This is a genomic window from Streptomyces sp. NPDC031064 (genome assembly GCF_055570965.1).
This window is the reverse complement of the sequence record NZ_JBVIGF010000009.1, coordinates 315,605-333,088: the sequence shown is the minus strand read 5'-3', so window position 1 is coordinate 333,088 and position 17,484 is coordinate 315,605. Positions and strand designations below refer to the sequence as shown.

Annotated in this window: 19 protein-coding genes; 12 read left to right on the top strand and 7 right to left on the bottom strand. The window is 71.3% G+C overall.

Features of this window, described 5'->3' with window-relative positions:
- Positions 1 to 28 precede the first annotated feature (28 nt).
- Genes ACZ46W_RS30355 through ACZ46W_RS30345 form a run of 3 tightly spaced genes read right to left on the bottom strand, consistent with a single transcriptional unit; the run spans position 29 to position 1,858 of the window.
- Entirely contained in the window at positions 29 to 976 is a 948-nt protein-coding gene (locus ACZ46W_RS30355) for an isopenicillin N synthase family dioxygenase (protein WP_468344249.1), read from the bottom strand.
- Positions 969 to 1,424 carry a nucleoside deaminase gene (locus tag ACZ46W_RS30350; RefSeq protein WP_468344246.1) on the bottom strand — a complete coding sequence of 152 codons (456 nt, stop codon included), beginning with the start codon at positions 1,422 to 1,424 and terminating at the stop codon, positions 969 to 971. The genes ACZ46W_RS30355 and ACZ46W_RS30350 overlap by 8 nt, the downstream gene beginning before the upstream one ends.
- 29 nt (positions 1,425 to 1,453) lie before the next feature.
- Positions 1,454 to 1,858 (bottom strand): PLD nuclease N-terminal domain-containing protein, encoded by a 405-nt coding sequence (locus tag ACZ46W_RS30345; protein WP_468344243.1) that lies wholly within the window; start codon positions 1,856 to 1,858, stop codon positions 1,454 to 1,456.
- Between the two features lie 194 nt (positions 1,859 to 2,052).
- Between ACZ46W_RS30345 and ACZ46W_RS30340 the strand changes: the two genes are divergently transcribed.
- Together ACZ46W_RS30340 and mqnP are read left to right on the top strand one after the other, a co-directional pair.
- On the top strand, positions 2,053 to 3,504 hold the full coding sequence (locus tag ACZ46W_RS30340) for a menaquinone biosynthesis decarboxylase (RefSeq protein WP_468344240.1): 1,452 nt from the start codon (positions 2,053 to 2,055) through the stop codon (positions 3,502 to 3,504).
- Positions 3,501 to 4,403, top strand: a complete 903-nt coding sequence (mqnP, locus tag ACZ46W_RS30335) for a menaquinone biosynthesis prenyltransferase MqnP (protein ID WP_468344237.1) — start codon at positions 3,501 to 3,503, stop codon at positions 4,401 to 4,403. The genes ACZ46W_RS30340 and mqnP overlap by 4 nt, the downstream gene beginning before the upstream one ends.
- On the opposite strand, the gene ACZ46W_RS30330 is transcribed toward mqnP, so the two are convergent.
- A complete protein-coding gene (locus ACZ46W_RS30330) occupies positions 4,393 to 5,016 on the bottom strand; it encodes a rhomboid family intramembrane serine protease (RefSeq protein ID WP_468344234.1) in 624 nt (207 codons plus the stop codon). The two genes, mqnP and ACZ46W_RS30330, sit on opposite strands and share 11 nt — an antisense overlap.
- A 108-nt stretch (positions 5,017 to 5,124) precedes the next feature.
- On the opposite strand from ACZ46W_RS30330, the gene ACZ46W_RS30325 reads away from it, so the two are divergent.
- The 7 genes from ACZ46W_RS30325 (at position 5,125) to ACZ46W_RS30295 (ending at position 10,914) form a co-directional block, all read left to right on the top strand.
- Positions 5,125 to 5,799 (top strand): UbiX family flavin prenyltransferase, encoded by a 675-nt coding sequence (locus tag ACZ46W_RS30325; RefSeq protein WP_468344231.1) that lies wholly within the window; start codon positions 5,125 to 5,127, stop codon positions 5,797 to 5,799.
- A gap of 128 nt (positions 5,800 to 5,927) precedes the next feature.
- Positions 5,928 to 6,383, top strand: a complete 456-nt coding sequence (locus ACZ46W_RS30320) for an Lrp/AsnC family transcriptional regulator (protein WP_468344228.1) — start codon at positions 5,928 to 5,930, stop codon at positions 6,381 to 6,383.
- A gap of 90 nt (positions 6,384 to 6,473) precedes the next feature.
- Entirely contained in the window at positions 6,474 to 7,637 is a 1,164-nt protein-coding gene (gene mqnE, locus ACZ46W_RS30315; RefSeq protein ID WP_468344392.1) for an aminofutalosine synthase MqnE, read from the top strand.
- Positions 7,638 to 7,686: 49 nt separating this feature from the next.
- Positions 7,687 to 8,349: a UdgX family uracil-DNA binding protein gene (locus tag ACZ46W_RS30310; protein ID WP_468344225.1), complete on the top strand. Its 663-nt coding sequence runs from the start codon at positions 7,687 to 7,689 to the stop codon at positions 8,347 to 8,349.
- A 19-nt stretch (positions 8,350 to 8,368) separates the two neighbouring features.
- Complete coding sequence (locus ACZ46W_RS30305; protein ID WP_468344222.1) at positions 8,369 to 8,896, top strand: GNAT family N-acetyltransferase; 528 nt, start codon at positions 8,369 to 8,371, stop codon at positions 8,894 to 8,896.
- Between the two features lie 64 nt (positions 8,897 to 8,960).
- Positions 8,961 to 9,242, top strand: coding sequence for a DUF4229 domain-containing protein (locus ACZ46W_RS30300; RefSeq protein ID WP_468344219.1), 282 nt, complete (start codon positions 8,961 to 8,963; stop codon positions 9,240 to 9,242).
- 337 nt (positions 9,243 to 9,579) lie between these two features.
- Entirely contained in the window at positions 9,580 to 10,914 is a 1,335-nt protein-coding gene (locus ACZ46W_RS30295; RefSeq protein ID WP_468344216.1) for a dicarboxylate/amino acid:cation symporter, read from the top strand.
- Between the two features lie 90 nt (positions 10,915 to 11,004).
- Here the strand turns inward: ACZ46W_RS30295 and ACZ46W_RS30290 are convergent, their stop codons facing one another.
- The gene (locus ACZ46W_RS30290; RefSeq protein ID WP_468344214.1) at positions 11,005 to 12,198 is read right to left on the bottom strand and encodes a S8 family peptidase; all 1,194 of its coding nucleotides are present in this window, start codon (positions 12,196 to 12,198) and stop codon (positions 11,005 to 11,007) included.
- A gap of 232 nt (positions 12,199 to 12,430) precedes the next feature.
- Between ACZ46W_RS30290 and ACZ46W_RS30285 the strand changes: the two genes are divergently transcribed.
- Positions 12,431 to 13,063 carry a TetR/AcrR family transcriptional regulator gene (locus ACZ46W_RS30285; RefSeq protein ID WP_468344389.1) on the top strand — a complete coding sequence of 211 codons (633 nt, stop codon included), beginning with the start codon at positions 12,431 to 12,433 and terminating at the stop codon, positions 13,061 to 13,063.
- On the opposite strand, the gene ACZ46W_RS30280 is transcribed toward ACZ46W_RS30285, so the two are convergent.
- Positions 13,029 to 13,925: a MaoC family dehydratase gene (locus tag ACZ46W_RS30280; protein ID WP_468344211.1), complete on the bottom strand. Its 897-nt coding sequence runs from the start codon at positions 13,923 to 13,925 to the stop codon at positions 13,029 to 13,031. The two genes, ACZ46W_RS30285 and ACZ46W_RS30280, sit on opposite strands and share 35 nt — an antisense overlap.
- Positions 13,926 to 14,107: 182 nt before the next feature.
- Between ACZ46W_RS30280 and ACZ46W_RS30275 the strand changes: the two genes are divergently transcribed.
- Entirely contained in the window at positions 14,108 to 15,979 is a 1,872-nt protein-coding gene (locus ACZ46W_RS30275; RefSeq protein WP_468344208.1) for an AMP-dependent synthetase/ligase, read from the top strand.
- A 2-nt stretch (positions 15,980 to 15,981) separates the two neighbouring features.
- Here the strand turns inward: ACZ46W_RS30275 and ACZ46W_RS30270 are convergent, their stop codons facing one another.
- The gene (locus tag ACZ46W_RS30270) at positions 15,982 to 16,572 is read right to left on the bottom strand and encodes a hypothetical protein (RefSeq protein WP_468344205.1); all 591 of its coding nucleotides are present in this window, start codon (positions 16,570 to 16,572) and stop codon (positions 15,982 to 15,984) included.
- 271 nt (positions 16,573 to 16,843) lie between these two features.
- On the opposite strand from ACZ46W_RS30270, the gene ACZ46W_RS30265 reads away from it, so the two are divergent.
- Positions 16,844 to 17,458, top strand: coding sequence for an antibiotic biosynthesis monooxygenase (locus tag ACZ46W_RS30265; protein ID WP_468344202.1), 615 nt, complete (start codon positions 16,844 to 16,846; stop codon positions 17,456 to 17,458).
- The last annotated feature ends 26 nt before the right edge of the window (positions 17,459 to 17,484 follow it).

Sequence of the window (17,484 nt, the reverse complement as noted above, 5' to 3'; positions counted from 1 at the left end):
GCATGTGAGGGGTCGGGGGAACCGTCACTCAGTCGTGATGGCGCGCGATGGCGTCGAGCTGCCCGCGCAGGTACGTGTGCGAGTCGGTGCCCCGGACGTCGGTGCCGGGGTCGCACTCGTAGAAGTACACCAGCGACATCAGCTCCTCGGTGGGGGCGTCGGCGGGCGGCGGCAGCACCCGGTGGCGGCCCGAGCGCCAGCGCCCGCCGGTCCAGAAGGCCATCAGGTCGCCGATGTTGATGGTGAAGGCGTCCGGGTCGTACGGGGCGTCCTCCCAGCCGCCCTCGTCGGTGAAGACCTGGAGGCCGCCCCTGCCCGCCTGCCGGTCCAGCACGGTCACGGTGCCGAAGTCGGTGTGCGGCCCGATCCGGAACTGGCCCGGCTCCGGCTCGCCGAGCACGTCCCGCCCCGGATACCAGTTGATGTTGAAGCCCCAGGTGGGGTGAGCGGTGTGCCTGGTGAAGAAGTCCTCGCCCTCGCCGAGCGCCACGCCCAGCAGCCCGAGCAGCCGGTCGGACAGCTCGCGCATCCGCGCCAGGTACTCCTCCACCAGCGGCCGCAGCGCCGGCACCTCCGCCGGCCAGGTGTTGGGCAGGAACCACTCCGCGTCCACTTCCGGGTCGCCGGTCGGCTCGTCGGCGGCGAACGACAGCGACTCCTTCAGGTCCGGCGGGCTCGCCGTTCCCTCCGCGTACGCGTTGGCCTCCGCGCCCGGCCCGAGCCAGCCGCGCCCGCCGACCCTCACGGCGTACGGCTCCTTGACCCGCGCGTCCAGGCGGAAGAACCGCCGCGCCTCCTCCCGGATCGCCGCCCGCAGCGCCGGGTCCACCCCGTGTCCGGTCACCAGCAGGAACCCGGCGGTGCGCAACGCCCGGTCGACGGTGCGGGCGGTTTCGGCGCGGGCGGTGGGGGCGCCGGAGAGCCAGGGTGCCAGGTCGATCACGGGGATCGCGGGTTCGTTCCTGGGTTCACTCATCGCCGATGTCCTCGTTCCAGAGCGCCGGGTGTTCCCGGACGAAGTCGCGCATCAGCGCCACGCACGCCGGGTCGTCGAGCACCAGGATCTCCACGCCGTGCCCGGCCAGCCAGTCGTGCCCGCCGTGGAAGGTCTCCGCCTCGCCGATCACGACCCGGGAGATCCCGAACTGCCGCACGAGCCCGCTGCAATACCAGCAGGGCGACAGCGTGGTCACCATGGTCGTCCCCCGGTACGACCGCTGCCGCCCGGCCGCCCGGAACGCGGCCGTCTCGGCGTGCGTGGACGGATCACCGTCCTGTACACGGCGGTTGCGCCCCCGCCCGAGGAGCGTGCCGTCCGCCCCGTACAGGGCGGCCCCGATCGGGATGCCGCCCTCCGCGAGCCCGGCCCGCGCCTCCGCGACGGCCGTCTCCAGCCACCGCCGTGCCTGCTGCTGAAGGTCCATGGCGGGTACTCTTCCCCGCCGGCGGACCGCTACTTCTCGGGGCTTCCGTCGCCGTCCTGGCGGTCGTCCTGCTCCCGCTTCTTGAGCTCCTCCTCGCGGCGGCGCAGGTCGGCCTCCCAGTCCTTCAGGAGCGACTCGTCCTTCTTGTTCTCCTCGCGGAGGGACTTCAGGAACTCGGGGTTGTCGTCCGGCGCGACCCACTGCGTGCGGTGGTTGCGGTGCCACTCGGACGGCGTGCGGCCACCGGCCGGGGCGTGGCGCATCTTCCCGGCGGCGAACCAGACGATGGGGCCGACCACCCAGAAGAGCAGGATGATGAAGATCCAGGCCAGTTTCGGCAGGTGCTTGGCCTCGTCCTCGGGAGTGTTCAGGCAGTCGATGAACGCGTAGATCGTCAGCGCCAGCGGCAGGATGTACAGCAATGCCCTGAGCATGTGGGACAGCCCCCTGGAAGCCTTGGCGGGGCGCGTTTCGTCAGCCCCGGTGACATACCCAGCGTAGCCGGTGGCCGCTGTGCCATCCCGGGGGACGCCGCGCCCGACAGCGGCTGCGCCGGGGGCCGGACCCCCGGCAGGAACCGCCCGGCCCCGGGGCGGGCCGACAGGGACGGCTCGGACATACTGGGGCCATGGCTTACGACGATCTCCGCTCGCTGCTCCGGGCGCTGGAGCGCGAAGGCGACCTCAAGCGCATCAAGGCCGAAGTCGACCCCTACCTGGAGATCGGGGAGATCGTCGACCGGGTCCAGAAGTCCGGCGGGCCGGCGCTGCTCTTCGAGAACGTCAAGGGCTCCTCGATGCCCCTGGCGATGAACGTCTTCGGGACCGACCGCCGGCTGCTGAAGGCCCTCGGGCTGAAGTCGTACGACGAGATCAGCGCCAAGATCGGCGGGCTGCTGCGGCCCGAGCTGCCGCACGGCTTCGTGGGCGTGCGCGAGGCGTTCGGCAAGCTGGGCGCGATGACCCACGTACCGCCGAAGAAGGTCAAGGACGCGCCGGTCCAGGAGGTCGTCCTCACCGGCGACGACGTCGACCTGGACAGGCTCCCGGCGCTCTTCACCTGGCCCAAGGACGGCGGATCCTTCTTCAACCTGGGCCTGACGCACACCAAGCACCCCGAGAACGGCATCCGCAACCTCGGGCTGTACCGGCTCCAGCGCCACGACCGGCGCACCATCGGCATGCACTGGCAGATCCACAAGGACAGCCGCAACCACTACCAGGTCGCCGCCCGGCGTGGGGAGCGGCTGCCGGTGGCGATCGCGTTCGGGGCGCCCCCGGCCGTGACGTACGCCTCCACCGCGCCGCTGCCCGAGGACATCGACGAGTACCTGTTCGCCGGGTTCCTCCAGGGCAAGCGGATCGAGATGGTCGACTGCAAGACCGTCCCGCTCCAGGTCCCGGCGCAGGCCGAGGTCGTCCTGGAGGGCTGGCTGGAGCCGGGCGAGATGCTCCCCGAGGGGCCGTTCGGCGACCACACGGGCTTCTACACCCCGCAGGAGCCCTTCCCGGCGCTGAAGATCGACTGCGTGACCATGCGGAAGCGGCCGCTGCTCCAGTCGATCGTGGTCGGCCGCCCGCCGACGGAGGACGGCCCGCTGGGCCGGGCGACGGAACGCTTCTTCCTCCCCCTGCTCAAGATCATCGTGCCGGACATCGTGGACTACCACCTGCCGGAGTCCGGCGGCTTCCACAACTGCGCGATCGTCTCGATCGAGAAGAAGTACCCCAAGCACGCCCAGAAGGTCATGCACGCCATCTGGGGCGCCCACATGATGTCGCTGACCAAGCTGATCGTGATCGTGGACGCCGACTGCGACGTCCGCAACATGCACGAGGTGTCCTGGCGGGCCCTCGGCAACACCGACTACGCCCGCGACCTCACCGTCGTCGAGGGCCCCGTCGACCACCTGGACCACGCCTCGTACCAGCAGTTCTGGGGCGGCAAGGCGGGCATCGACGCCACGAGGAAGTGGCCCGAGGAGGGCTACACGCGCGACGGCGGCTGGCCGGACATGGTGGAGTCCGACCCGGCGACGGCGGCGCTGGTGGACCGCCGCTGGAAGGAGTACGGGCTGTGACCGCCCAGGCGGCGGCGGTCCCGCGGCCCGGGCGCACCAGGGCGTTCCTGCGCCTGGTGATGATCGAGCACTCGGTCTTCGCCCTGCCCTTCGCGTACATCGCCTCGCTCACCGCGATGTTCCGGGCCGACCGGTCCGTCCACTGGCTGGAGCTGCTGCTGGTGACCGTCGCGATGGTGGGCCTGCGCACATTCGCGATGGCCTGCAACCGGATCATCGACCGCGAGATCGACGCCCGTAACCCGCGTACGGCGGGCCGCGAGCTGGTCACCGGCGCGGTGTCCGTCCGCTCCGCCTGGACCGGTGCGCTGGTCGCCCTCGTGGTCTTCCTGGGCGCGGCCGCCCTGCTGAACCCGCTGTGCCTGGCGCTCGCGCCGCTCGCCGTCGTGCCGATGGTCGTCTACCCGTACGGCAAGCGCTTCACGAACTTCCCGCACGCCATCCTGGGCCTCGCCCAGGCCATCGGCCCGGTGGGCGCCTGGCTCGCCGTCACCGGGGCGTGGTCGTGGGAGGCGGTGATCCTGGGCCTCGCCGTGGGCGTCTGGATCGGCGGCTTCGACCTGATCTTCGCCTGCCAGGACGTCCAGGCCGACCGCGCCCACGGCGTGAAGTCCGTCCCCGCCCGCTTCGGCATCCCCGCCGCCCTGTACGGCGCCCGTGCCTCCCACGTGGTCACCACGGGCCTGCTGGCCTGGTACGCGCTGGCCACCGGCGCGGGCACGTTCTTCTGGGCGGGCCTGGTGATCGTGGCCGTCGCCTTCCTCTACGAGCACACCATCGTGCGCCCGCACGACCTGTCCCGGCTGAACCGGGCGTTCTTCACCACCAACGGCTTCATCGGGATCAGCCTCTTCGTGTGCGCGCTGGCCGACCTGCTGGCGCGCGGCCTCACGGTGTGAACCGGGGCGGCGCCCCGCGCGGGCGCCGGCGGCGGAAGACGAACGCGGCCGCCACGCCCGCCAGCAGGCCGAACAGGTGGCCCTGCCAGCTCACGCCCGCCTGGGTGGGCGATATGCCGAGCAGGATCGTGCTGCCCCAGACGGCGCCGATCAGCAGGCCCACCACGATGTCCATCGGCTTGCGGTCCACGAAGCCGCGCACCAGCAGGTAGCCGAACAGGCCGAAGATCAGGCCCGACGCGCCCGCCGTGACGCTGTACGGCGGCGACACCAGCCACACGCCCAGGCCGTCGACGACCACGATCAGCGCGGCCACGCCCAGGAAGCGCCGGATGCCACCGAGCGCGGCGAGGAAGCCGAAGACCAGCAGCGGCACGCTGTTCGCCGCGACGTGCCCGAAGCCGAAGTGCAGGAACGCCGCCGGGACCAGGTCGCGCAGCTCGACCACCTCGCGCGGCGAGATGCCGTACGCGTCAAGCGCGTGGCCGGTCGCCAGGTCGACGGCCTCCAGCAGCCACAGCAGGGTCACCCAGGCGAGCATCAGCGCGGCGGCCGCCTTCACCCGGTCGGCGCCGGTCCGGCCGGTGACGTCGCCCCGTGTCGTACCTGCCATGGCGGCCCCCTGTGGTGATGCGCGTCTCCCCCCGGAAACGTCCGGGGCACCTTACTCGGTTCCGTACCGGCCGGTTCCCCACCTGCGCGGCCGGATAGGCTCAGCGGCGTGGAGCCGGTAGAAGTGCAGCGTCGCCCGTGGGTCGTCGGGGTGTCCGGGGCGTCGGGGACCCCGTACGCCGCCGCCGTGCTGCGCGGGCTGCTCGCCGCCGGGGAGAGCGTCGACCTGGTGGTGTCCCGGGCGTCCCGGCTGACGCTGCTGGACGAGACCGGGATCGCGTTCCGGGACGCGCACTGGCGCGAGGACCTCGCCGAGTGGCTGTCGCGGGGCGCGGACGGGAAGCCGGGCACCTTTCCGGTGGACGTGTCGGACGTGCGGCACTGGGCGGCGGGCGACCTCGCGGCCGGGCCGTCGTCGGGGTCGTACCCCGTCAAGGGGATGCTGATCGTGCCCGCGTCCACGGCCTGTGTGGCGGGGGTGGCGCTCGGCCTGTCGAAGGACCTGTTGCAGCGGGCGGCGAGCGTGACGCTGAAGGAGCGGCGCCCGCTGGTGGTGGCGGTCCGGGAGACCCCGTTGAACGGGCAGACGCTCAAGCACCTGGTGGCGCTGGACGAGGCGGGCGCCGTGGTGCTGCCCGCCTCTCCGGCCTTCTACGCGGGCGCGACGCACATCCAGGACTTGGTCGACTTCGTCGCGGGGCGGGTGCTGGACGCGGCGGGCGTGCCGCACCGGCTGTACCGCCGCTGGAAGGGGGAGCTGGGCGGGGGGTCCCGTGGGGACTAGCGCGTCCCGGCCGTATGAGCCTCCGCGGTCGTGTACAGGATGAGGGTCATCTCCTGACGGGCCGCTGTGCGCCTTTGTTTTTACAATCAAACGTGCTGTGTTGCTGAACAATGGAAGGCTTCAGGTATATGGACGCCGTGGATAGGCAGCTCATCCAGGCCCTTCGTGAAAACGGCAGGGCCTCGTACGCCGAGCTCGGCCGGCTCGTCGGGCTCTCGGGGCCCTCCGTCACCGACCGCATCAACCGCCTGGAAGCGGCGGGCGTCATCACCGGCTACCGCGCCACCGTGGACTCCGCCTCCCTCGGCCTCGGCGTCACGGCGCTGATCGGCATCTCCCTGTCCGACGCCGCCGACCACGAGGACGTGGCGCGCCGGCTGCGGGACCTGGCCGAGATCGAGGACTGCTGGTTCATCGCGGGCGACGACTCGTTCATGCTCAAGGTCCGGGCGAGTGACGTCGACGGCCTGGAGAAGACCATCCGCCGGCTGTCGGGGACGAAGGGCGTGTCCCGTACGCGCACGACCATCGTGCTGTCCACGAAGTGGGAGAACCGGGTCGGGGATCTGCCGGAAGAGCAGTGACGCGAAGCGTCAGTGGGGGTCCCCTCGCCTGAGAAGTGCGGGGGAGTACGGTGGTGGAGCCCGATTGACACACGTATGGGAGGCATCCGCATGGACGCGGGGCTCAAGCGCGAGCTGGAGGAGAAGGTCCGGTCCGGGGAGCGGTTGACCCGCGAGGACGGCATCGCCCTCTACGAGTCGGACGACCTGGCCTGGCTCGGTGGCCTCGCCCACGAGGTGCGGACGCGCAAGAACGGCGACGTCGTGCACTTCAACGTCAACCGGCACCTCAACATGACGAACGTGTGCACCGCGTCGTGCGCGTACTGCTCGTTCCAGCGCAAGCCGGGCGAGAAGGACGCGTACACCATGCGCATCGAGGAGGCCGTCCGCCTCGCCAAGGCGATGGAGAACGAGAACCTCACCGAGCTGCACATCGTCAACGGGCTCCACCCCAACCTGCCGTGGCGCTACTACCCCCGCTCGCTGAGCGAGCTGAAGAAGGCGCTCCCGAACGTCTCCCTCAAGGCCTTCACGGCGACCGAGATCCACCACTTCGAGACGATCTCCGGGCTGTCCGCCTCCGAGATCCTCGACGAGCTGATCGAGGCCGGCCTGGAGTCGCTGACCGGCGGCGGCGCGGAGATCTTCGACTGGGAGGTCCGCCAGCACATCGTGGACCACCGCACCCACTGGGAGGACTGGTCCCGCATCCACCGCCTCGCGCACGAGAAGGGTCTCAAGACCCCGTGCACGATGCTGTACGGGCACATCGAGGAGCCCCGCCACCGGGTGGACCACGTGCTGCGGCTGCGTGAGCTCCAGGACGAGACCGGCGGCTTCCAGGTCTTCATCCCGCTGCGCTACCAGCACGACTTCGTGGACATGAAGGACGGCAAGATCCGCAACCGCCTCCAGGCGCGGACGACCATGGCCACGGGCGCCGAGGCGCTGAAGACCTTCGCGGTCTCCCGGCTGCTGTTCGACAACGTCCCGCACGTCAAGGTCTTCTGGGTCATGCACGGCGTGCAGACGGCCCAGCTCGCGCTCCAGCACGGCGCGGACGACATGGACGGCTCGGTCGTCGAGTACAAGATCACGCACGACGCGGACAACTACGGCACGCCGAACAAGCTCACCCGCGACGACCTGCTGGAGCTGATCCGGGACGCCGGCTTCCGCCCGGTCGAGCGCAACACCCGGTACGAGATCATCCGCGAGTACCCGGGCCCGGACCCCGACCGCCGCGAGTCGCCGCAGCCCATGCGGGTCTGACCCGGCTCCGTGTGGGTCTGACCCGCTCCGTGCGGGGTACCCGCCCCGCATGGCCACCAGGAGCGGGCTCTCGCCCGAGGAGGCGTACACGGCGACGCCCTTCGTGCCGGAGGGCGGCGGCCTGGACGCGCTGCGCGAGGCGGCCGCCGGGTGCCGGGGCTGCCCGCTGCACCGGGACGCGACCCAGACCGTGTTCGGCGCCGGGAACGCGCACGGCCGCGTCCTGCTGGTCGGCGAGCAGCCGGGCGACCAGGAGGACCGGCAGGGCGCGCCGTTCGTCGGGCCGGCCGGCAAGGTGCTGACCCGGGCGCTGGACGAGGCCGGGATCGAGCCGGGTGACACGTACGTCACCAACGCCGTCAAGCACTTCAAGTTCGAGGTCGTGCCCGAACGCGGCAAGCGCCGCATCCACAAGTCGCCCAGCCTCCGCGAGATGACCGCCTGCCGGCCCTGGCTGGAGGAGGAGCTGCGGCTCGTCGACCCCGAGGTGATCGTCGCGCTCGGCGCCACGGCCGGGAAGGCGCTGCTGGGCTCGTCGTTCCGGGTCACCAAGCAGCGCGGCATGCTCCTGCCGTTCCCCGGCCACGAGGAGCGCGGCGAGTGCCTGGTCGCGACGATCCACCCCTCCGCCGTACTGCGCGCCGACGACCGGGAGGCGGTCTACGAGGGCCTGGTGTCCGACCTGCGGATAGCCGCACGGGCCCTGCGCTGAGCCGTTTATCGTCGAACGCATGCCGTTGAACTTCGAACTGGACCCCCAGGTCGACCGCACCCTTCGCGACGGCGTCCTCGGCCTGTGGACGGACGTCTCCAACGCGGGTGGTTCCGTCGGCTTCGTCCCGCCCGTGACCCCCGAAGACATCCGCCCGGAGTGGGTCAAGCACCTCACCGCCATGGCCGAGGGCCGCACCCGCCTCCTCGTCGGCCGCGACGAGGACGGCTCCGTCGCCGCCACCGCCTTCATCACGCACAACACGCACCGCCTGATGAAGCACTGGGTGTGGCTCTACACCGTGATGGTCCACCCCCGCCACCAGGGCAAGGGGTACGGGCGCGACCTCATGGCCGCCACGGAGGCGGCGGTACGCGGCCTCGACGGCATCGAGGCGATCCGGCTCACCTGCCGGGGCGGCACCGGAGTCGACCGGTTCTACGCCTCGTGCGGCTACAAGGAGGTCGGCCGGGTCCCGGACGCGATCCGGGTCGCCGACGGTGACGACCGCGACGACATCATCATGTATCTGCCGCTCACCCCCTGAATTGATCGATTCGTCACGTGCTTCACTGGATGGGCAAGCAAGCGAGTAGGAAGAAGGCCCCGCCGTGTCCGCTGCCGTCAGGTACACCCTCATGCGCTTCGGCATCTTCGCCGGCTGCTTCTTCGCCCTCTGGGGACTGGTGTACGTCGGTGTGCTGCCGCGCGGGCTCGGCGACTCCAACCTGCTGTGGGTGCTGCTGCTGTCGATCGTGATCTCGGCGCCGCTCAGCTTCGTGCTGCTGCGCAAGCAGCGCGACGCGATGTCCGCGCAGATCGCCCCGAAGGTCGACGGCATGAAGGCGCGGCTGGAGGCGAGCCGGTCCCAGGAGGACGCGTCCGCCAAGTGACGTAGCTCACGCTCTTTTCCGTACTCCCGCACCCCCGAGCCGAAGCCCCGCTTCGCACGGGGGTGTTGGCGTGTCCGGGGCCTGACGTCTCAAAGAAGTGCTTTGAGGACCTCAAAGTTCAAGTGTTAACGTGTTCGGCGTGAAGACAGCAGTGCGCCCCCGTGAAGCCATGAGCCCCCCGCTCGTGGCGCGCCTGCATGTCGACCTCTGCCGCTGTATGTCCGCGGTCTGTTGCCGCGAAATCTGACCCGGCATCATGCAGCGGCGCCGCCGGAAGGCGCGTGCGCCGCACCCACCCCGTCCCGTATTCCCCGATACGCCCCACTGGAGTGTGTCCGTGTCCGCGTCCGCGAGCACCGAGAAGCCCACCCCCCGCATACCCAAGGTGCCCTTCTGGGCCCAGATCGTCGCCGGTCTCGTCCTCGGCGTCGTCCTCGGCTGGGTCACCCGCACCTATGACGTGCAGTGGCTCCACACGACCCTCGACAAGGTCGGCCACATCTTCGTCCAGCTCCTGAAGCTGGCCGTCGCACCGCTCGTCTTCTTCGCGATCCTGGTGTCCATCACCAACCTGCGGAAGGTCAACAACGCCGCCCGGCTGGCCTCCCGCACCCTGCTCTGGTTCATGATCACGTCGCTGATCGCGGTCGCCATCGGCCTCGCGATCGGCCTGCTCACCAACCCGGGCGCCGGCACCGGCCTCACCCCGAAGGACGGCGAGAAGCCCGAGAACGCCGGGACCTGGCTGGACTTCCTCACCGGGATCATCCCGACGGACGTCATCACGCCCTTCACCGAGCTGAACGTCCTCCAGATCGTCTTCATGGCCGCCGTCGCCGGCATCGCCGCGCTGAAGCTGGGCGAGAAGGCCCAGCCGATCCTCACCCTCAGCGAGTCGGTCCTGGAGCTGCTCCAGAAGGCCCTGTGGTGGGTCATCCGCCTCGCCCCCATCGGCACCGTCGGCCTCATCGGCTACGCCATCGCCGACTACGGCTGGGACCTCATCGGCAAGTACGCCACCTTCACCGCCGACGTCTACATCGGCTGCGCGCTGGTCCTGTTCGGCGTCTACCCGCTGCTCCTGGCGACCGTCGCCAAGGTCAACCCGCTCCAGTTCTTCAAGGGCGCCTGGCCGGCCATCCAGCTCGCCTTCGTCTCCCGCTCCTCGGTCGGCACCATGCCGGTCACGGTCAAGGTCACCGAGCGCCTCGGCGTCCCGAAGGAGTACACGTCCTTCGCCGTCCCGTTCGGCGCCACGACCAAGATGGACGGCTGCGCCGCGATCTACCCGGCGCTGGCCGCGATCTTCATCGCCCAGATCTTCGACGTCCAGCTCGGCGTCCAGGACTACCTGATGATCGCCTTCGTCTCGGTCGTCGGTTCCGCCGCCACGGCCGGTCTGACCGGTGCCACGGTCATGCTGACGCTGACCCTCTCCACGCTGGGCCTGCCGCTGGAGGGCGTGGGTCTGCTCATGGCGATCGACCCGATCCTGGACATGATGCGCACGGCCACGAACGTGGCCGGCCAGGCGCTCGTCCCGGTCGTCGTCGCCGCCCGCGAGAAGATCCTGGACCACGACGCGTACAACTCCGCCTCGGCGTCCCCCGTGGACGACGAGTACGGCGTGCGCGAGGCCGAGCAGAAGGTGACCGTGCCGGTCACCGCCTGAGGCTTGGCCTGACGCTTCGTCATACAGAGGGGTGCCCCCCACCGGTCGACGGTCCGGTGGGGGGCACCCCTCTCTCGTGTCGCTGCTACGTCAGAGCCCGCCGGTCTGGAGCAGCCGGTTGGGCGAGGACTTGCTCACCGTGAGGATGTCCTTGACGGACTGGTCGGTGATCCACTGGTAGGTCTGCGCGGGGGTCGCGGAGGGGTAGCGGGCCTTGAGGAGGGCCGCCACGCCCGCGACGTGGGGGCTGGCCATGGACGTGCCGTTCAGGGCGGTGCTGCCGCCGCCGAGCCTCGCCGAGACGATGGCGGCGCCGGGCGCGTAGATGTCCAGGCAGGCGCCGAAGTTGGAGAAGCTGGTTTCCTGGTCCTGGTGGTCGGTCGCCCCGACCGTGAGGACCCGCTGAGCGCTCGCGGGCGAGACGTTGCAGGCGTCGATCGCGTCGTTGCCGGCGGCGACCACCGGCAGGACGCCGCTGTCCGAGAGGGCGGTGGCCGCCTGGTTGACGGCCTCGCTCCGCGGGCCGCCGAGGGAGCCGTTGAGCACCGCGGGCTGCCGGGCGTTCTTCGCGACCCAGTCGAACCCGGCGATGATCCCGGACCATGCGCCCTTGCCGTCGCAGCCGAGGGCGCGGACGCTCACCAGGCGCGCCTGGCGGGCCACGCCGTAGTTGGCCCCGCCGACGGTGCCCGCCACGTGGGTGCCGTGACCGTTGCAGTCCTGGCCGTTACGGCCGTCGCCCATCGCGTCGAAGCCGGGCACGGCACGTCCGCCGAACTCCGGGTGCCCGTAGTCGATGCCGCTGTCGAGGATGTACGCCGTGGCCCCCGCGCCGGTGCTGTTGACGTTGAACTGGTTGTTGAGCGGCAGGTACGGCTGGTCGATGCGGTCCAGGCCCCAACTGGCCGCGATGGCACGGGGGCTGGGCCGGGCCTGCCGTACGGGCGGGGCGCCGACGCTGACCACCGCGTCCTGCTCGACGGCCGCCACGTCCGGGAGGCCGCGCACCGCCGTCAGTTGGGAGGCGTCGAGCTTGGCCGTGAAGCCGCGCAGCACGCTGGAGTACTCGTGGACCGGGGTGATGCCGAGCCGTTGGGTGACCTTGGCCGAGGCGGTGTCGGACTTCAGGGTGACGATGTACTGGCCCGGGACGGGCGTCCCCGCGGTGGTGCGCAGCGGGGCGGGTTCCGCGGTGGGTTCCGCGGCGGTGGCGGTGGCCGGGGTGGCGGCGAGGGGGAGCAGCAGGAGCAGCGCGGCCAAGCCGCGGCGGGCGGACAGCCTCATGCAGTTACTCCGTTCGGGAGTGGCTGACGAAGAGCGACGTCTGTAGGGAAGCAGTCCGCCGGTGTTCCGGAATATCACCTACTGGAGTGACATGCACACTATTGGTAGCGAAGGGCGCATGTGCCCCTGCTACGTGCGCGGCCCGCGCCCTTCCGGCGGGCCGTAGGCTTACCGACTACCGAGGAGTAGGAGGACGGGTGTCGTGAAGAGCACGGGTGCGAAGGCCAAGCGCATGCCGCGGGCCGTCCGCGAGCAGCAGATGCTGGACGCGGCCGTGCAGACATTCGGGCAGCGGGGGTACCGGGCGGCGTCGATGGACGAGATCGCCGAACTGGCCGGGGTGTCCAAGCCGTTGGTGTACCTGTACCTGAACTCCAAGGAGGAGCTCTTCACCGCCTGCATCCGCCGTGAGGCCGCCGCGCTGATCGCCGCTGTCCGGGACGCGGTGGAGGAGGCCGCCGCCGAGCCGGGGCGGCCGGCCGACCAGCAGTTGTGGGCGGGGCTCACCGCGTTCTTCACCCACACCGCCGAGCACCCGGACGGCTGGGCGGTGCTGCACCAGCAGGCGCGCACGCACGGCGAGCCGTTCGCCGCGGAGGTGGCGGCCATGCGGGACGAGATCGCCGCGTTCGTGACCGGCCTGATAGGCGAGGCGGCCCGGGACGCGCACCAGGACCCCGCGTTCGGCGACCGGGACGTGTCCGGGCTCGCCCAGGCGCTGGTGGGCGCGGCCGAGTCGCTGGCGCAGTGGGCCAACGAGACGCCCGGGGTGTCCGCCAAGGAGGCCGCCGCCACCCTGATGAACTTCGCCTGGACGGGCCTGGGCAGCCTCATGGACGGGCAGCGCTGGTCGCCGTCCCGGTGAGGTACGGGCGGCCGTCACCGCCGCGCAGCTCGAAACGGTCGCCGTCGGCGGCGTACGTCACGGTGGAGGGCAGCGGGACGGGCGCCCCGAACTCCGCTTCCACGTGGGCGGCGTGCGGGGGGCTCAGCTCCGCCACGCACCGGGCGAACGTCCACATGCCGTGGGCGATGGGCTGGGGGAAGCCGAACACCCGGGCGGTCAGCGGGTGCAGGTGGATCGGATTGCGGTCGCCCGACACCCGGCCGTAGCGGCGTCCCAGGTCGGAGGCGAGCCGCCATTCGGCGTGTGCGGGAAGCGGGGCGGACGGGAGCACGGGCGCGGCGCCGGTCGCCGGGGCGTGGCCGGGACCGGTTGCCGGCGCGTGGCCGGTTGCCGAGGTGGGGGCTGGGCCGGGTGCCGTCGCGGCGGGGGGTTCGTGGCGGGCCAGGTAGCCGCTGCGGGACTGCCAGACCGGTTCGCCCGCCACGTGGGCCTCGGTGGTGACGGTGACCTCGGTGCCGCGCCGGTGAGGTGTCAGGGCGCTGATGCCGACGGTGAGTTGGAGGCGCTCGGCGGGGAGCAGGGCGCGCTGCCGGGTCACCGTGATCCAGGTGTGGACCAGCCCGAGGAGCGGCAGCGGGAAGTCCCGGGCGGCCATCAGCCGCATGGCGAGCGGGAATCCCAGGACGTGCGGGTACGGCAGCGGAACCGCACCCGACTCGGAGAACCCGCACACGCGCGCGTACGCCGCGAGCCGGTCCGGGGCGATCCGTACGTCGGGCTCGACGAGGCGCCGGCGGCCGGGCGTGACGGCCACCCCGTGCCCGGGGCGCCGGAACGGTGAGCGCAGGGCGCCCAGGGCGAGCGTGAGCGGCAGGTTCACGGCCCTCACGCGCCCGGGACCGGGACGGGTGCTGTGGCGGTGCGGTGCAGATCGCGCTCGGCCATTGTCCTGACTCCTTGCTCGGCCCTAGATTTACTCCCGAGTAAGGTTACTCAGAGGTCAGGACCCGGTCGAGACCGTGCGCGCCACGACTCGGCCCCGGCCCGACGAAGGAGCCGCACGTGACAGCCGCCCCCGCCCAACTGCCGCACGAAGCCTCCGTACCGCCCCTCGTCCCGCCCGTGACGAGCGGTTCCCTGGCCGACATCCCCTTCGACAACGCCCGCGAGGCGCCCGCCGATCCGGTGCTGAGCAGGAAGAACCCCGACGGCACCTGGTCCGACGTGACGGCCGCCGACTTCGCCGCCGAGGTGCTCGCCGTCGCCAAGGGGCTCGTGGCCGAGGGCCTCCGGCCCGGCGACCGGCTGGCCATCATGGCCCGGACGACCTACGAGTGGACCCTGCTCGACTTCGCCGCCTGGGCCGCCGGCCTGGTCACCGTGCCCGTCTACCCGACGTCCTCCGCCTTCCAGACCCGCTGGATACTCCAGGACTCCGGTGCCGTGGCCTGCGCCGTCGAGACCATGGACCAGGCCCGCCTCGTCAGCAACGAGCGCAAGCAGATGCCGGGGCTCACGCACCTGTGGGTCTTCGACAACGGCGCGGTCGGCACGCTGCGGCAGGCGGGCACCCGGATACCGGACGAGGTGATCACCGCCCGCCGGGCCGGTCTCTCCCCGGACTCGGTCGCCACCCTGATCTACACCTCCGGCACCACCGGCCGCCCCAAGGGGTGCGTCCTCAGCCACGCCAACTTCTTCGCCGAGGTCGACAACGCGATCGAACTGCTCCACCCGGTCTTCAAGAGCGTCAGCAAGGACCCGGCCTCCACCCTGCTCTTCCTGCCCCTCTCCCACGTCTTCGGTCGGATGGTCGCCATCGGCTGCCTCCGCGCCCGGGTACGGCTCGGCCACGCGCCGTCGATCCGGACCGAGGACCTCCTCGCCGACCTGGCCGGCTTCCGGCCGACGTTCCTGCTGGCGATCCCGTACGTCCTGGAGAAGGTCTTCAACACCGGCCGCGCCACCGCCGAGAAGATGGGCCGCGCCGCGTCCTTCGACCGGGCGGCGACCGTCGCACGGCGGTACGGCGAGGCGGTGGAGGCCGCCCAGCACGGCACCGGCCCCGGACCGTCACTCGGGCTGCGGGCCGCCCGCGCCCTGTACGACCCACTGGTCTACCGCCGCATCCGGGCGGCCCTCGGCGGCCGCGTACGGTACGCGATCTGCGGCGGCTCCCCGCTGGGGCGGCGCCTGGCGTCCTTCTACGCGGGCGCGGGCATCGAGGTGTTCGAGGGGTACGGCCTGACGGAGACCACCGCCGCGTCCACCGTCACCCCGCCGCTCAAGCCCCGGCTCGGCACGGTGGGCCGGCCGCTGCCGGGCACGGCGGTACGGATCGCCGAGGACGGGGAGGTCCTGCTGCGGGGAGGTCACGTCTTCGGCGGCTACTGGGACGCCGAGGCGGGCCGGGCGGTGCCGGCGGTCACCGACGACGGCTGGCTGGCCACCGGCGACCTGGGCACGCTGGACGAGGACGGCTACCTCACCATCACGGGCCGCAAGAAGGACGTCATCATCACCTCGGGCGGCAAGAACGTCACCCCCGCCCCGCTGGAGGACTGGCTGCGCGCCCACCCCCTGGTCGCCCAGTGCATGGTGGTCGGCGACAACCGCCCGTACGTCACGGCCCTGATCACCCTGGACCCGGACGGCCTGGCGCACTGGCGCCGGATGCGGAAGAAGGACGACGTGCCGCTGCGGGACCTCGTGACGGACGAGGACCTCGACGCCGCCCTGCGACGCGCCGTCGACGAGGCCAACCGTCTGGTCTCACGCGCCGAGTCCATCCGCCGCTTCCGCGTCCTGGCGGCCGACTTCACGGAGGAGAGCGGCCACCTGACACCGTCCCTGAAGCTCAAGCGGGCGGCGATAGCGCGCGACTTCGCGGCGGACATAGAGGCGCTGTACGGGGGCGAGGGCGCCCGGCACTGAGCTCAGTGCGAGCCCGTTTGGCCGCCGGCGCCGGCTCCGACGGTCCCCGTGATGTCGCGGTCCGTGGGGTCTTCCCGCTCGGGCTGCTGGGGGGATCGCGTGAAGTCGTGCGAGGCGTTGTCCGAGGACTGCCCGCCCCAGTGGGGCAGCGGGCGGTCGCAGCCCGGTTCGGCGCGGTTGCCCATCGGCATCAGGGCGTAGGCCGTGCCCAGCACCGGCACCAGCGCGTAGCCGCCGTTGGAGCACACGGGCAGCACGAGGAACCGCTGGGCGTTGGCCTTCTTCGCCGCGTCGGGGTCCTTCGGGTCGACCCGGTCGGTGAAGCGCATGCCGTCGCGGATGTTGTCCGGGTTGACGGACAGGTACTTGTCCTCCCTCTTGTTCTGGAAGGTGTAGACGGCGTTCCCCTTGTAGTAGCCGTCCAGTTGGGCCACCCACAGATGGCGCTTGTTGTCGATGTTCTCGACCGGGTCGGTCTCGATCTGGAGGTCGCCGTTGTGCGTGAGGTATCCGCCGGTGACCCGGTGGATGATCATCATTTCCTTGCCGTGCCGCACGGAGCTCACGAACGTGTCGAGGGTGTTCGGGAACATGCCTCTTCCCTTCGCTCGGAGGTGGTCGTGTCCACCTCAATAACCGTTCGATTCCCGCCACATGTGCATATGAAGCGGCAATATGCGTACGGCATGGCTCATTCGCCGTGACGAGTAACGAATACGACCATCGGAAGAACGCGGGCCGGGCTCCCCCCGTGCGCCGGGCGGCTCCGTCACCCGAACGCGTGGGCCGCCTTGCCGCTCGCCCGCACCGGCCGTCGCATGGACAGGGACAAGGGGGCGACGCATCCCGGCGCGAAAGGCTGCCATGTTTGTTCGTACGACCTATGCGACAGGTGACCCGGCGAAGCTCGACCAGGCCGTTCGGGCTCTGACCACGGACGGCAGGGAACAGCTCGTCCAGGAGCCCGGCTTCCGTGGCGCGGGGCTGTTCGTGGACCGCGAGGTCGGCAAGCTGCTGACCGGCACCTGGTGGGAGGACGAGGAGGCGCTCCGGGCCAGCGCCGACCGCATGGGCGAGCTGCGCGCCCGGATGCTGTCGGAGTTCGCGGCCACCATGACGGTCGACAACTGGGAGGCCGCGGTCGTCTCACGGCCGGAATCGGTGGGTGAGGACGCCCGCTTCCGGCTGACCCGGCTCCAGTTCGCCCCCTCCGACGCGCACCTCCTGGTCGATGCCTTCGAGAACGACGTCCTGCCCAAGCTCCAGGCCGTGCAGGGCTTCCTGGGCGGGAGCCTGTTCCTCGACCGTCCCGGTGGCCGGGGCACGGTGGGCGCCGTCTACGCCGACCGGGACAGCCTGGCGGCCTCCCGGGGCCCCGTTGCCGCGGTGCGCGGCGAGGCCTCGCGCAAGGCGCGTTCGACCGTGCAGTCGGTGGAGGAGTTCGAGGTGGTCATGCTGGAGGCCCGGCCCCCGTCCTGACCCCCGCCCGGCCCGGCCCCCGTCCT

Excerpts from the sequence above, each read along its gene's own strand:
- ACZ46W_RS30305 (WP_468344222.1), top strand. The coding sequence starts at position 8,369 with ATGCCGTTGAACTTCGAACTGGACCCCCAGGTCGACCGCACCCTTCGC.
- ACZ46W_RS30265 (WP_468344202.1), top strand. The coding sequence starts at position 16,844 with ATGTTTGTTCGTACGACCTATGCGACAGGTGACCCGGCGAAGCTCGAC.
- ACZ46W_RS30310 (WP_468344225.1), top strand. The coding sequence starts at position 7,687 with ATGGCCACCAGGAGCGGGCTCTCGCCCGAGGAGGCGTACACGGCGACG.
- ACZ46W_RS30320 (WP_468344228.1), top strand. The coding sequence starts at position 5,928 with ATGGACGCCGTGGATAGGCAGCTCATCCAGGCCCTTCGTGAAAACGGC.
- ACZ46W_RS30345 (WP_468344243.1), bottom strand. The coding sequence starts at position 1,858 with ATGCTCAGGGCATTGCTGTACATCCTGCCGCTGGCGCTGACGATCTAC.
- mqnE (WP_468344392.1), top strand. The coding sequence starts at position 6,474 with ATGGACGCGGGGCTCAAGCGCGAGCTGGAGGAGAAGGTCCGGTCCGGG.
- ACZ46W_RS30340 (WP_468344240.1), top strand. The coding sequence starts at position 2,053 with ATGGCTTACGACGATCTCCGCTCGCTGCTCCGGGCGCTGGAGCGCGAA.
- ACZ46W_RS30270 (WP_468344205.1), bottom strand. The coding sequence starts at position 16,572 with ATGTTCCCGAACACCCTCGACACGTTCGTGAGCTCCGTGCGGCACGGC.
- ACZ46W_RS30355 (WP_468344249.1), bottom strand. The coding sequence starts at position 976 with ATGAGTGAACCCAGGAACGAACCCGCGATCCCCGTGATCGACCTGGCA.
- ACZ46W_RS30285 (WP_468344389.1), top strand. The coding sequence starts at position 12,431 with ATGCCGCGGGCCGTCCGCGAGCAGCAGATGCTGGACGCGGCCGTGCAG.
- ACZ46W_RS30350 (WP_468344246.1), bottom strand. The coding sequence starts at position 1,424 with ATGGACCTTCAGCAGCAGGCACGGCGGTGGCTGGAGACGGCCGTCGCG.
- ACZ46W_RS30330 (WP_468344234.1), bottom strand. The coding sequence starts at position 5,016 with ATGGCAGGTACGACACGGGGCGACGTCACCGGCCGGACCGGCGCCGAC.
- ACZ46W_RS30290 (WP_468344214.1), bottom strand. The coding sequence starts at position 12,198 with ATGAGGCTGTCCGCCCGCCGCGGCTTGGCCGCGCTGCTCCTGCTGCTC.